We start from the raw sequence: 13,440 nt of genomic DNA on the forward strand, positions 1-13,440 counted from the left end.
AACAAGGAGGAGTTTCATGGAGTTTGGATTTCTATTGCGCGTTGTGTTGGCTGGTGTTTGTGGAATGTGTATCGGATATGAGCGAAAGAGCAGGATGAAAGAAGCGGGGATTAGAACTCACTTTGTCGTTGCTGTAGGCGCGGCTCTGATGGTGATCATATCCAAATACGGTTTTGAAGATGTGATCGGCAAGAACGGCGTTGGACTCGATCCGTCACGGATTGCGGCTCAAGTGGTTAGCGGAGTTGGATTTCTCGGGGCCGGCATGATATTCATGCAGCGGCAGATGGTGAAGGGCTTGACGACAGCTGCCGGGATATGGTCAACTGCGGGGATAGGGATGGCTATTGGCGCAGATCTCTATATCGTAGGGATAGGCACGACAATTCTCATATTGATCGCTCAGAAGCTGCTGCATAGCAAAATCAATTGGTTGGAGGGCCCCAAGACAGAGCAGTTATCCATACGGTTGACGGATGAGCCGGGGGCGATTGACTATATTATGAATTTCCTCAAGGAAAGAGAGATAACGGTTATGCAATTTCATACGGAGAAGCTGAAGGAGACTTCTGAACTCGCGCTGGATATTTCCATCAAGCTGCCTGGAGACTACAAAATAGAGAACATCATACCTCTCATACAGCTGTCGCCATTGGTTACCGCGGTTGAGGTTCAATAGATCAATAAGCAGGCCACCGAGGTAATCGGTGGCCTGCTGTGTTTGTTAGGAAGGATGATGTTAATCATAGTCCCTGGGTATAAAAAGGTTACTTTGGCTATACGCTGTTCCATGCACCCTTCACATTCAGGTTCCACTGAGACTAACATGATTTGAAAAACCTACGGAGGTCGTGCCCTTATGATACTTGGGCCAGCTCACCGTACCCTTTCGAGGCCAGTCCAACTTACGTCTCTGGCACGAAGGTAATGCTCTACTAAGCTCGGATTAAAGTACTCCAGCAATTCCATACCGGAATCTTCACAACCGGAGAACTGAACCGAGTAGGTCTTGTAAGGGATCATGGCGTTTGGGCTAAAAAATATGGTTTCGGCAGGCTTTCCCTCCAGGTTGGTGATTAGGTCTGCCGGACGCCAGCCCGCAGCTTTAACCGTTCTGCGGCTAAACACGTTCAGTCTTTTCATAATTTTCCCGATAGGTTCCTTATCTAACAGCAGCTCATCCAGCAAGTCTGCAGGCATAGACTCGGGCTTTAGAAATACGAAGTTATGTGAGATAGCATTCCCTAATGAATCAAGAAGAACCGACTCTCTGTATATCATTTCGCCGGGTGCCATACTCGGATGGATAACTTCCTGCCGTATGACTTTCGGAGTCAGGGAGCCTCTGACTATGGTTTCCAACAAATCGGTCGTTCTGCCATCGGTCGCCATAATAAGCTCATAGACCAAGGCATATGCAGAGTCGCACGGCATGTGATCGAAATCTCCCATTACGTCATACCTCCTTGTAAACAATCCATCAGTCTGTTTCTCCGATTGTCATTCTACCACTGAGAGCAGCCAATGGAATGATCATGGCGGGACGCTCCGGCAAACACCACGAACAAAAACATAAACATAATCTGAAACAGAAAATATTCAGATAATATAGACAGGCTTGCGGCTGGCCTCTCGCTGCGTCAGCTGTTCAGGGTCTAACAGCATGCCTGATTGATCCACGACATTCACCGCTAGCTGCAGAGAAGATGACAGGCGTTCTTCCGTCTCTCTTATGTTCAAAGAGCCATCCGATACGTCCAACCGAATTTCCAGCCCATCCGCTGTATGCAGGCAATTCCATGCAACCGGTACATTCGGCAGGGAATAGATGCTCTCGTGAATATCTTTGGCGGTCAGATATACGCCATTCCTATAGAGCATGTCGTTGAAACGCCCATAGTGAGTCAGAATTCGGCCCGTATGTCCGCACGAGCAAGCTTCAGTACGGATGTTAACCAGATCTTCGTTCACATAACGCAGAAGCGGGGAGCCCTCGTGGGATAAAGTCGTAACCACCAGCCGGCCGAGATCGGCATGCTCGACCGGAGTGGGCGAATCCAGCTCCAACATTTCAAGATGGAAATCCTTCTCGGAAATATGCAAACGACCCTGGGAACACATCGTCGCAATGTTTCCCGTTTCTGTGGACCCAAAAAAGTTATAGACGGGCACTCCCCACAAATTCTCAATGTGCCGCTTACGGGCGTCAGCGAAGAGCTCTCCGGCAACCCAGATCGCACGCAGATGGGGAAAGAACGATTTGCAATCGATTCCCAGCAGTCTTGCGGTCTCTGCCAGAAGCTCCATTTCACGCGGAAGCCCGGCCATAACGGTGCACTCCAGCTGACCTATCAGCTCTAGAACCTTAGGATAATGGCTGATGGTGTTACGGCTGCTGGAAGGGACGATACCTGCGCCGGCCTGCCAGGCAGCCTCCTGAATGTAGAAAGCCGGCAGAGAAAGGGCATAGGGAAAACGGTTCAGTACCAAATCATTAGAGGTCAGACCGTTACCCGTGCGACGCAGCTGTGTTCCGCCGCGAATCAGGTCATTTCGGGTAAACCACGCAATGCTCGGAATGCCGGAGGACCCCGATGATTCATGATATTGAGCGATATCCTTCTTATCTACAGCCAATATGCCCCACTGCCCAGCCTCGCGCAGTTCTTTCTTCGTCGTGAACGGAAGCCGGTGGATATCATCGAGGGCCACCCCGCTCAGTTCTATGCCGTCCAGCTTGCTCCGATAGAGGGGTGAATTCTTAATTCTCTTCATTAAATATCCGAAACGGGCTCTATGAATTTCGCTGTATTCCTTTGTTATCATTCATGGTCCTCCTTGCTAAGAGCCGATAGGGTTTGCGCTTAACATTCGGTGATGGTTTCCGTAATTTTTACGCCGACATGTCTGCCGGGCTCACAGACATAAGCGAGAATAGAATCGCCCTCCTGGAAGGTTGTGGCGCTTTTAGGCTGCCGGTCTCCGTCGAATATCCGGATATGCCAGTCGTCCTGCACGATGGTGTTGATTGTTTGTCCGTCATACTCTGCTTCAATTAACAATAACGGCCTAACCTCGATTTTCATTCTTCCCACGTTGACCGTCCGCGCGTTGCCGTCATAGTCAACGGCCAGCACTTGAGTACCGACTCTCATGTCCGTGATGTATTCCGTCATTCCGCCAGGGCACCAGACATAAGAATGCACGGCTCCGGCATTAACCCGAAATGGACGAGTGTTCATATAAGGCAAGTAGTGGGTTTCACTGCATACCAGCAGTCCTCCGGAAGAGGTAGATCCTATGATCATGCTTTCTTTTTCAGTCAGCAGGCTGGTCGTATCAATGCAGGCTCTCTCACCGGCTCCGATATGTACGACTTTTGTGACAGTTGCCTTTACGATTTCCAGCTTCTCCATACGACTCTTTGATACGATCTCATTCATAGACATAATTTCTCCTATCGATTCACTTGCAAGCAATACGCCATCGGATCCGCTTTCCATAACATCGGAAGAAATACGGCCGCTTTCCGCGCTGGATACCTGCTTGAGTATTTCAACATCTTCCGGCTGCAATTTGGCTAACACGAGCTCGAGCGGAATATTGGTATCGTCTTTGAACTCCAGAATGAGGTGAGGGTTGTCCTTGCCCCAATCGCAAGCCTTATTCATCGTATCCTGATCGTAGATTTTCACGTACCAACCAGTCTTTAAGCCCATTTTCTTAAGGGCATCAAGGACGGACAGATTTTCGGAAATCCAAATATATGTATCCTGCGCTTGTTCATCCAGCTGCTTCACTTCTTCGATGTCTTCAATCATGACGGCCGTTGTAAGCCGATCGGAAATTGGATATTTCTCCACCTGATGAGGATATAGCAGCACCGCATGGAAGCAGCTTTGCTGATTCACCAGCGCGATAAAGTCTCCGTAATGGTCGCCCGCAACCGTTCTCGCATCAAACCAAACCTTTTTATTATTCATGGTCTCTGTACCTCTTCGTTTAAATTTTGTGTTCAGTCTCTTGCTATACCCGTACTCAATCCTCTTGCCATGTTAGATTCCCAGCAAGCTGGACAATGTGCCGGAAAAGATTTTTTCTTTATCCGATGAGGATATAGGGAGCCGTTCGATTTTCACTTTCTCGGTGTATGGATCGGAAAGCGGAAATTCTGAGCCATAAAACATTTTGTTAGGACCTGCTTGTGCTGCAGCGATTTTTATAGCTAATGAATTAGCAGTGGACGTTTCCAGAAACAGGTTATCGGTCGTAGCCGACAATTCAATCGCTTCGTTGTCCAAGGGACCGAAACCCATATGGCCGAATACGAAATTTGTTTTCGGAAATTCTTTGGCCAGCTTACCCAGGGCCGGTGTACTGACATCGGGGGCGACGATAACATGCGTGTAAAAACACATATTCAATTCTCCGCATAGCGCGGCCAGTTCCTTGGTGACCTGGTCGTGGAATGAGAACTGATGCACCAGTGGGGAGAGCTTTAAACCTTTGAAGCCATCACGGCTGGCTTTTTGCAGCTCTTCCAGAGCATCGTTAACCGGCTGATTCGGATTCATACAGCAAAAGCCGTAGAATACATCCGGATATTTACGAATGGTCTCCAGTACAAAATCATTGCGAGGTTCCAAGCTCTCTGGTTTGCTCTTGCCGGTAATGTAGCTGCTCATTTTTCTGACATCCAGCATTCCGCCGGGAACGATTAGCGCTTTGTCTACCTGGGCAGCTTTCAATTCCTCCAACAATGTCTCAGGGCTGGAAAAGCTGGACGGGGAGACATGGGCATGTCCATCAATAATCATAATCACAACTCCTTATTTAATAGAGTCATTAATTTTGTTTCCTAATGATACGATTTACTTTGCTGTATGTACGCGGCAGCTGGCTTGTGACTTTCACGCGGAAATCAAGACCGACCTTCTGCCTCATATGACGCTGCACCTTCTCTGCTATTTCCTCTTCAGACAAATCTGTTTTGAAGGGCTCTACCTCAATCGTAAAACCTTCCTCATCTAGGATGAAGTGATACCACATCGATATATCAGCAACTTCCATTAAGAAATGCTCAAGCATCATCGGTGATACCGGTTTGCCGTCAATCTCCAATTGCCCTGTCAATCTTCCTCTGAGGTGGAGGGTATCCAGCTGAATGCCAAGCGAGCAATTAGACTTCTCTAAATAGCCGATGTCGCCGGTACGGTAACGGATGAAAGGCATCGCTTCCTTAAGGAGCGAGGTCATTACGATTTCGCCGACTTCCCCGTATGCAAGCGGTTCTCCAGATTGAATATCGATCACCTCGACTTTGACATGCCCTTCCGCAAGGTGATATCCGTGATGTTCGGGGCACTCTACGCCGATTACACCGATTTCCGTCGAGCCGTATAAGAAGTGTACCGGGCATTTCCACCAGTCCTCCAGCCGGTTACGGAATTGGGGAGAACAGCCCTCACCAGTGATCCATATTTTCTTCAAGCGGATATCCTCGCCGAGCACAATGCCTAGCTTCTCGCACTCCTCTGCCAAAATAGAAGCGTAGGATGGGGTAGTGATCAGAATCGTCGCGTTGTATGCTTTCAGGATGTCGAGGGTCTTATCGATCGTTGAGAGATAGCCTCCCTTTCCTAAAGATAGAACAGTAGCTCCGTATATGAATTGATATAATCGCTGAAAACCTAAGGCTGCTTGAGAAAATTCATAAGGCAGGGCAATGCCGACAACATCATCTTCATGGTCGTCAAACAAAGTGGTGTACTTGGGAATGAACTCATGGATGAATTGATCTGCCAAGGAGTAGGAGAGATAAAGCGGCTGTCCCGTCGTGCCGGAAGTTGTATGAACCTGTCCGATTTTCTTGCTGTCACAGCAGAGCAGCTTGTTCTTGTCACCCTGAAGGGTGTCTTTGATTAAGAAGGGAATCCGGCCCAAATCCTGCAGGGAATCCAGCCGAGGACTGTCAAATCCAGCCTGGATCAGCTGATCTCTGTAATATGTGTTGTTATCCCACACATACTGCAAAGTCAAATTCAGAGCATGCAAGTGATATTCCTGAACCTCTTCTGGGGATACGTATTCGATCGTAGTGCCGCGGTCATGCCAATTATCAAAAAATGTAGACAAGGATTGGATATGGGTCTTCTCTCCATGCAGAACTGCGCCCATTACTTGAGTCTGTGGTGGATTTGCCCTCGCAATAGAATTCATGGCTTCCTCCTTATATCGTTTAGAATACAGTCAAACCGCTGCTTGCTTCATACATCTCAAACACATCGGCAGGTTTTCTTCGCTCATGAATGAGCAGGTTTATGGCGTGAAGCATTCTTGACGGATTCTTATCCCCAAACACATTTCTTCCTGGACAGATTCCTTTCGCTCCAGCTAACATGGCAGCATGGATCTCCTCAAACCATTTCAGCTTGTCCGTGGCTTGGGTGCCGCCTGCGATGAGAACAGGAATGGGGAAGGAACCCATGACATCAAGCAGAGCGTTTTGGTCGCCAGGGTACTCAACTTTGACCAAATCTCCCCCCAGTTCACCTACCACCCTTACGGCATGGGCAATATGTTCTGCACGGCGCTGCTCTTGATGCACGTTCACCATTGCGAGCAGCGGCATCCCCCATTTGTAAGCCTGATCGGAGAGTTGACCGAACTCTCTCAGCATGACGGCTTCCTCCGGAACCCCGAAATTGAGGTGAACGGATACGGCCGTGACTCCAAGCGAAAGGGCATGCTCCAGACTCGTGATGATTTGCTTGAAGGTAGGGTCCTTGCTCATGGAGGTGGATGCCGACATGTGAAGAATAAACTCGGTGGGTGGGGCTGATAAGCCTGATCGCAATGCCCAGTACAAAGAGCCTTTGTGGCCGATAATTGCCTGTACTTGATTCTCACAGGCCTGTTCGACGAGATCAGGAATGTTTCGCAGTCCCTGGATAGGACCAAACGTTGTTCCGTGATCAATTGGAAGCATGATCGCTTTCCCTGTTTTGGGATGAAGAAGTTTGGACATTCGAATGATCTTATTCATGGTTCGCCCCCTTCAGGAGAGAAAAATATGGATACAACCCCATTTGATTACAGAAAATGGTACCGTATTTTTAAATTGATAGGAAGAGGGTTAATTTGTAAAAAATTGAAATGATATATCGAAATAACAAGAAATTAAGTAAAAATTGGATATTTATTGTATTTTTAATAAAAATGTCACAAAATTAATGCTTTAAATTGTAAATATATGTAATATAGGAAGAGGCTCGAGATTTTTCTCTCACCATAGATTCATGGAGTTGTTACATAAGTGAGTAAGGTGCTAGCGTAAAATGCCCAATTGTCAGTTATAACGTAGGGGAATAATCCCAGAAGTTGGAGCATGGAGGGATACTATTCTATTAGAATTGGGGAAATTAAACATATTTAGAGGGAAAATCCGTTCTGATATGGAATGTTGTTTACAATAATAAACTTATTTTAGCCGAACGAGGTGTCGATCTATGAAATTGCCGAAGGTTTGGACCAAGCGCCTTATGCATCTCACGCCAAATATCGTTATCATGTTCTCGACAATCACTCTATCCATGAATTTGACTAAATACGTTAATAGTTCGCTTGGCCTGGCCTATGCCCTCATCTTCGTTGGTTTCATCTTTGCATCGATTCTTGTCAGACCGATACCACTCAAATATGTGCTGGCCGGTGTCGCTTTCTTTGCATTTTTCAACGCACTGCCGGATCTATCTTTTGATAGACTGATCGGGGTTATGAACCTCTCGCTGATTCTGCTCGCATTCCTCCTACCATCACCCCTACCGTTATACCTAGTCGCAGGATATTTAATTTATTTCACACTCTCTTATTCGCTCGAAGAGTCGATGGAGATGATTCGTCCGATTGTAATCGGTATCATTGTGAATGCGGTACTCTATTCACTGCTGGCATTCTACTTTCGGAACTTGGAGAAAGAGAACGAGGTCAATGTGGAGTTGAATACCAAGCTAAACCAAGCTTTCGGTAGGCTGGAGCATATTGCTTACTACGATACGCTTACCAGATTGCCAAATCGTGAATTGCTCAAGGAGCGGATGATAGAGGAATTGTCTGGCGAAGCACAGATGGCTGTCCTGTTTCTTGACCTTGATCATTTCAAGAACGTTAACGACATGATGGGTCATAATGCAGGAGATCAGATGCTGCGGGACGTTGCCAGTCTTCTGCGCGAAACGGTTGGCCATGTTTGCTTCATTTCCCGTTATGCCGGTGACGAATTTGTGCTGCTCATGCGCTTTCAGCAGGAGGAAGAGATTGAAGAACTAGCGGGAAGGCTGCTTCATGCGTTTCGGACTCCGTTTCAGATTGACCAGAAACAGATTTATTCGACGCTGAGTATTGGGATCAGTCTGCACCCGATGGATGCAAGTGATGCTGAAACGCTGATCCAGTACGCTGACAAAGCGATGTACAATGTTAAGAGTGGAGAAAAGAACGGATTTCGATTTTTCTCGGCCATCCGGAGTGAGGAGCTTCTGCGTCAAGTCAAGTTGGAAAACGATCTGCGGAGCGCTCTGACCAAAAGGGAGTTTAGTGTTCATTATCAGCCATTGGTGGAAATGGACACCAGAAGAATCCGGGGAGTTGAGGCACTGCTGCGCTGGACGCATCCGGAGCTTGGGCAGATTTCGCCAGCCGTATTCATTCCACTGGCTGAGCATACTGGAGCCATCGTTGAGCTGGGTGAATGGGTTCTTAGCGAGGCATGCAGGCAGGTGAAGAGCTGGCAGAGCGCTGGCAACCCCGACCTTACACTAGCTGTCAATATCTCGATCCGTCAGTTTAAGTCGCCTAAATTTGCTTCAAGAGTGTTACGTATCTTAGAAGAGACAGACTTTGAGCCCGCTCTTCTGGAGCTGGAGGTTACGGAAAGCATGGTGCAGAACTTGAATGAATCGATTACGATTCTCGGAGAACTGAAGCGCCAAGGTGTGAGAATATCAATCGACGATTTCGGAACGGGGTACTCCTCTCTGAGCGTCTTGCGGCATATGCCTGTCGACTTTCTTAAGATCGACCGTTCGTTTACACGGGAATTGACGACGGCTGTCCCTGCTGCTTCAATCGTCAAGCTCATCATTGATATTGGCCACAGCATGAACCTGCAGGTCATCTGCGAAGGCATCGAAATCCAGGAGGAGTTCGACATGCTCCGGCAATATGGCTGTCAGATCGGGCAAGGCTACTACTTTTACCGCCCCTCCTCTCCAGAGGAGATAGAGCTTCTACTTCAACGCAGAACCCCTGCCTGAGTATGAAATTGCCGCAGTACCGGTATATGGGGTAGCCGCGAGACGGCATACTCTGCTATAACTAAGCACAAAGTGGCTGTTATATAGAAGCGTCAAAGGACAGTTCCATGTCTTTGACGCTTTTTTCGTTCTATTATCATCTTAGAGCAACTAAGGCATATCTGTTTTGAATAAAAACTAACGTTAAGGAGTGTTGACTCTTGATCACTATATTTGAGGAACAGCGTAAAGGAGCTATTGCGCACACAATCGAGCATGCTCAAGCATCGCTTGAGAAGTGTCTGGAAGTCATCCGACGAATGGATGGCCTCATATGCAGCCAGGTCACGATTCAATACAGGGATAACCTGATCATGATTGGAGGCGGCAGTCGTGAGTTTATCGTTACGGTTGAGACAAGCACAGCAATCCATAACCTTATAGGCCCGCAGGAGGAAGAGGATGAGTTTGTTGAGCTAACTGTAGGTGGCCAAGCTTGTGAATTTCCCCAGATGTATGTTGTAAATCTTGAGCTTGTAAAATGCGTAATTTCCCAATTTATAGAAGATTCGTCTTCCGAACTAGATTGGGAAATCATTCATAAATAATAGATGAAATATAAGCCCTGTCATTCCTCATTTATGTAGTCCCATTCTACTATTATTTACTAATGTTTCTCGTTTACTATCTACCAATTCGGTGTTATACTCTCAATATTCCAGGGGAATTTTAGCGAAAATATAAAGAATTGGGGCTTATTAGGATGATTATGGGGAAACAAAGTGAAACCATTATCCTTATTCCATCGCTTGAGCCAGATGAGAGACTATTGACCTACGTGCAGCAATTGCGAGAATATGGCCTGATGGATATTGTCATCGTGGACGACGGCTCTGGGGAGAAGTACCGTCCGATTTTTGGGGAGCTCCAAGAGAATGGTTGTGTTTTGCTGCGTCATACGGAGAACCGGGGAAAGGGCGAGGCGCTCAAGACCGGGTTTCAGTATATCGAACAGCACTATCCGGAGGTGTCCTCCGTGGTGACTGCAGATTCAGACGGACAGCACGCAGCAGAGGATGTATTCCGGCTTGCCGAAGAAGCCAGACGCCATCCTGACGCACTGGTTCTCGGGGTAAGGAACTTCAGTGAAGGAGGAATACCAGCCAAGTCTTTACTGGGCAATCGGATTACCTCCATTTTTTTTGCCATGCTGTATGGCAAGCGGTTGTCGGATACCCAAACAGGGCTTCGGGCCTTCGGTTCCGGGCTGCTTGGATATATGCAAGGTGTTCGCGGCTCCCGGTTTGAGTACGAGCTGCAGATGCTCATCTCCTGTATTCAGTCCAGCATACCCATTCATACGCTGCCGATTCAAGTGATATATGAGAATGGAAATGCGGGGACCCATTTTAAAGCGATCCGGGACAGCGCCCGCGTGATGAATGTCCTGTTCTCCAACTTTCTAAGGTTTATATCCTCTTCGGTTGCCAGTGCGGTCGTCGATTTAGGCATCGCATGGTTTTTGATCGATTTCTTGCGGCCATTATTAGGCCAACAGGATTATCTCAGAATTCTGCTAGCAACGGTGATTGCAAGGATCGTATCCATCATGGTCAACTATTTGCTGAATAAGAACTTTGTCTTCAAGAAAGAAAATAGCCCGGGAACGCTGTGGCGCTATTTGGCGCTGTGCGCGCTCGTGATCCTGTTATCCAGCACCGGGGTATACTTGATTCATACATATCTATTCTTAGATGAGAAGATAGCGAAATTCGTCTGTGATGCCTTGCTGTTTCTGCTCAGTTTCCAGATGCAGCGGCGGTGGGTCTTTGCAGCAAGGAGGCAGCGGTAATAGTGCAAAACGAAAAGCGGCAAAATGTTCTGTTTGTCGTCACGATGATCCTCATGTCGATCTATTTGCTGTGGCGCATGATTTTTACGCTGCCATGGGATCAAGGTTTTCTGAATATCCTGTTTGGTATCCTGCTGGTTGTGGCCGAAACGGTGACGGTGCTGACTACCTTTGAATTATTTCTCCAGAAGATGCAGAAGGAGCGCACCCAGCTCCCCTTTCCCACCATTCCGCCGGAGCATTATCCGGATGTGGATGTGTTCATTGCCACGCACAATGAGCCGGTTGATCTGCTGTACAAAACCGTAAATGCCTGTACGTTCATGGATTATCCGGACAAACAGAAGGTTCATATCTATCTGTGTGACGATGGCGGACGGCCCGAGGTTGAAGAGCTTGCGAGACAGTTCGGTGTAGGGTATTTGGGCTTTCCTGGAAATAAGGAGGCCAAATCCGGCAATCTGAATAACGCACTGAGCAAAACTTCTTCTCCACTCATCGCGACATTTGATGCGGACATGATTCCGCAGCACACCTTTCTGATGAAGACCGTGCCGTATTTTCTGCTCTCCGAATTTATAGAGGAGAACGGGAAGTGGCGGCCCCGCCGTGAGGATGAAGTGGACGACAAGTTCAAGCTGGGTCTGGTTCAGACACCTCAAAGCTTCTATAATCCGGATTTATTCCAATTCAACTTGTATGCAGAACAGGAAATACCGAACGAGCAGGACTTCTTTTCAAGAGAGGTTAATATTCTGCGCAATGCCTCCAATGCCGTAGCTTACACGGGGAGCAACACGGTTATTTTGCGGAAAGCGATGGAGGAAATCGAAGGTTTCCCACTGAAAACGATCACCGAGGATTTTGAGACGAGCATTCGCTTGCAGCAAGCAGGCTATATTACTTATGCGACCCAGGAGGTTCAAGCCGCCGGGCTGACCACGACTACCATCAAGAGCATGATTAAGCAGCGTACCCGCTGGGCAAGGGGCATTATTCAAAGCTTGCAGAATACCCGTGCTATCTTCTCCAAGAAGCTTCCCGTCTGGACGAGAATTACTTACTTAAGCAGCTTCTTGTATTGGTGGTCTTTTTTCAATCGCTTAATATTCATTCTAGCTCCCATACTATTTGCACTATTTGACTTTCAAATTGTTAATACAAGCTTTTGGGAGATTTTAATTTTCTGGCTTCCGTCCTATTTCTGCTACAGTATGTCGATGCGTTATCTGTCCAGCAATATTCGTAATCAGCGCTGGAGTCAAGTCATCGATACGATCTTTATGCCGTATTTGATTATGCCCGTCCTTCTTGAAACGCTCGGCATCCATGAAAGGAAATTCAAGGTTACCAATAAGAACAAGGGCACCGGCCGTCAGTGGATGTCCTCCTTATTGTATGCACTTCCGCATATTTTCCTCCTGGTGCTATCGGTTGCGGCAATTATCCGCTTTGTGGACGGCAAGTACGGCTTGGCATTGTTCTACAGCAGCATCATCATTTTCTGGTTGACCTATAACATGGTTGCATTATTTTACGCTTTATTCTTCATGGTCGGCCGCCGCGCATATCGTGAAACCGAGCGGATTCGGGCGCAGGAGGATGTAACCATCCACCACAAAGCCGGCAATATGCGCTATCAGGCCAAGACGGTTGATGTATCCGAGCAAGGCATTGCTCTGTATGTGTCATCTCCCATATATCTGCCCGAGCAGACGACGGTATCTTTGGTTGTGAAAACGGACCGCTACGAAGCGAATCTCGATGCAGTTATCGTCTATGTAAAAAAGGACGGAGAGGGCTGGCGCTATTCTGCGAAGGTTCAGCCGGTTACGGAAACGGATAAACGCCAATACATGCAGATCATTTATGATCGCAAACACTCTTTGCCAGAGCAGATGAATCTATGGGATACCGCCTATGACGATATGCTTCGCAACGTGAAGAAGCGTATCGTTCAGCCTAGATCGGATCAGCGCACAATGCCGCGTATTCCGCTCCAGCTTCCGGTTGTTTTCACAAACGGTGCCAGCTGTACGCTGTGCAGCTTTAATTATCGCTTCTTTTCCGCTACCGGCCTGCAAGGCGATATTTCAGCAGGAGCTGTGGTTACTTTTTATACAAAAAGTCAGATTGAACTGATATTGCAGCATACAGGAAAAACAGCGGCCGGTCGGGGCGAGGTGCTTCTCTCGGTTAAGAATATCGACGATATTGCTGAGCGGGGCCTGATCGATCAATTGTTGGATGATTTAAGCCATCCGCATTCTGAGAGTATCACTAGAGAGGGTTAGG

The 13,440-nt window shown here is 47.6% G+C and carries 11 protein-coding genes; 5 read left to right on the forward strand and 6 right to left on the reverse strand.

Translation table 11 applies throughout. From position 1 onward, the window contains the following. The first annotated feature begins 16 nt into the window (after nt 1-16). Nucleotides 17-679, forward strand: coding sequence for an MgtC/SapB family protein (locus tag ABEQ74_RS08945; protein ID WP_430121583.1), 663 nt, complete (start codon nt 17-19; stop codon nt 677-679). Nucleotides 680-876: 197 nt separating this feature from the next. Here the strand turns inward: ABEQ74_RS08945 and ABEQ74_RS08950 are convergent, their stop codons facing one another. The 6 genes from ABEQ74_RS08950 to ABEQ74_RS08975 form a co-directional block, all read right to left on the reverse strand. Next, nucleotides 877-1,452 (reverse strand): hypothetical protein, encoded by a 576-nt coding sequence (locus ABEQ74_RS08950; protein WP_430121585.1) that lies wholly within the window; start codon nt 1,450-1,452, stop codon nt 877-879. A 147-nt stretch (nt 1,453-1,599) separates the two neighbouring features. Next, nucleotides 1,600-2,826 (reverse strand): phenylacetate--CoA ligase family protein, encoded by a 1,227-nt coding sequence (locus tag ABEQ74_RS08955; RefSeq protein ID WP_430121587.1) that lies wholly within the window; start codon nt 2,824-2,826, stop codon nt 1,600-1,602. A gap of 38 nt (nt 2,827-2,864) precedes the next feature. Beyond that, nucleotides 2,865-3,983: a 3-dehydroquinate synthase II gene (locus ABEQ74_RS08960; RefSeq protein ID WP_430121589.1), complete on the reverse strand. Its 1,119-nt coding sequence runs from the start codon at nt 3,981-3,983 to the stop codon at nt 2,865-2,867. A gap of 72 nt (nt 3,984-4,055) precedes the next feature. Next, nucleotides 4,056-4,817, reverse strand: coding sequence for an amidohydrolase family protein (locus tag ABEQ74_RS08965; RefSeq protein WP_430121591.1), 762 nt, complete (start codon nt 4,815-4,817; stop codon nt 4,056-4,058). A gap of 28 nt (nt 4,818-4,845) precedes the next feature. Beyond that, the gene (locus ABEQ74_RS08970) at nt 4,846-6,219 is read right to left on the reverse strand and encodes a phenylacetate--CoA ligase family protein (RefSeq protein ID WP_430121593.1); all 1,374 of its coding nucleotides are present in this window, start codon (nt 6,217-6,219) and stop codon (nt 4,846-4,848) included. Between the two features lie 19 nt (nt 6,220-6,238). Continuing rightward, nucleotides 6,239-7,045: a class I fructose-bisphosphate aldolase gene (locus ABEQ74_RS08975; protein ID WP_430121595.1), complete on the reverse strand. Its 807-nt coding sequence runs from the start codon at nt 7,043-7,045 to the stop codon at nt 6,239-6,241. Nucleotides 7,046-7,508: 463 nt separating this feature from the next. Here ABEQ74_RS08975 and ABEQ74_RS08980 point away from each other — a divergent pair, with 463 nt between their 5' ends. From ABEQ74_RS08980 to ABEQ74_RS08995, 4 genes are all read left to right on the forward strand, one after another. Next, nucleotides 7,509-9,314 carry a putative bifunctional diguanylate cyclase/phosphodiesterase gene (locus tag ABEQ74_RS08980; RefSeq protein WP_430121597.1) on the forward strand — a complete coding sequence of 602 codons (1,806 nt, stop codon included), beginning with the start codon at nt 7,509-7,511 and terminating at the stop codon, nt 9,312-9,314. 200 nt (nt 9,315-9,514) lie between these two features. Next, nucleotides 9,515-9,901, forward strand: a complete 387-nt coding sequence (locus ABEQ74_RS08985; protein WP_430121599.1) for a hypothetical protein — start codon at nt 9,515-9,517, stop codon at nt 9,899-9,901. A gap of 155 nt (nt 9,902-10,056) precedes the next feature. Next, entirely contained in the window at nt 10,057-11,145 is a 1,089-nt protein-coding gene (locus tag ABEQ74_RS08990) for a GtrA family protein (protein WP_430121601.1), read from the forward strand. 2 nt (nt 11,146-11,147) lie between these two features. Then, complete coding sequence (locus tag ABEQ74_RS08995) at nt 11,148-13,439, forward strand: glycosyltransferase family 2 protein (RefSeq protein ID WP_430121603.1); 2,292 nt, start codon at nt 11,148-11,150, stop codon at nt 13,437-13,439. Nucleotide 13,440 lies beyond the last annotated feature (1 nt).

Origin of the sequence: Paenibacillus solani (assembly GCF_050475945.1) — a bacterium.
GTDB classification, from domain to species: domain Bacteria; phylum Bacillota; class Bacilli; order Paenibacillales; family Paenibacillaceae; genus Paenibacillus_AQ; species Paenibacillus_AQ solani_A.

What these genes read in the sequence shown, in the direction of transcription:
- ABEQ74_RS08945 (WP_430121583.1), top strand. Translation starts at nt 17, where the DNA reads ATGGAGTTTGGATTTCTATTGCGCGTTGTGTTGGCTGGTGTTTGTGGA.
- ABEQ74_RS08950 (WP_430121585.1), bottom strand. Translation starts at nt 1,452, where the DNA reads ATGGGAGATTTCGATCACATGCCGTGCGACTCTGCATATGCCTTGGTC.
- ABEQ74_RS08955 (WP_430121587.1), bottom strand. Translation starts at nt 2,826, where the DNA reads ATGATAACAAAGGAATACAGCGAAATTCATAGAGCCCGTTTCGGATAT.
- ABEQ74_RS08960 (WP_430121589.1), bottom strand. Translation starts at nt 3,983, where the DNA reads ATGAATAATAAAAAGGTTTGGTTTGATGCGAGAACGGTTGCGGGCGAC.
- ABEQ74_RS08965 (WP_430121591.1), bottom strand. Translation starts at nt 4,817, where the DNA reads ATGATTATTGATGGACATGCCCATGTCTCCCCGTCCAGCTTTTCCAGC.
- ABEQ74_RS08970 (WP_430121593.1), bottom strand. Translation starts at nt 6,219, where the DNA reads ATGAATTCTATTGCGAGGGCAAATCCACCACAGACTCAAGTAATGGGC.
- ABEQ74_RS08975 (WP_430121595.1), bottom strand. Translation starts at nt 7,045, where the DNA reads ATGAATAAGATCATTCGAATGTCCAAACTTCTTCATCCCAAAACAGGG.
- ABEQ74_RS08980 (WP_430121597.1), top strand. Translation starts at nt 7,509, where the DNA reads ATGAAATTGCCGAAGGTTTGGACCAAGCGCCTTATGCATCTCACGCCA.
- ABEQ74_RS08990 (WP_430121601.1), top strand. Translation starts at nt 10,057, where the DNA reads ATGATTATGGGGAAACAAAGTGAAACCATTATCCTTATTCCATCGCTT.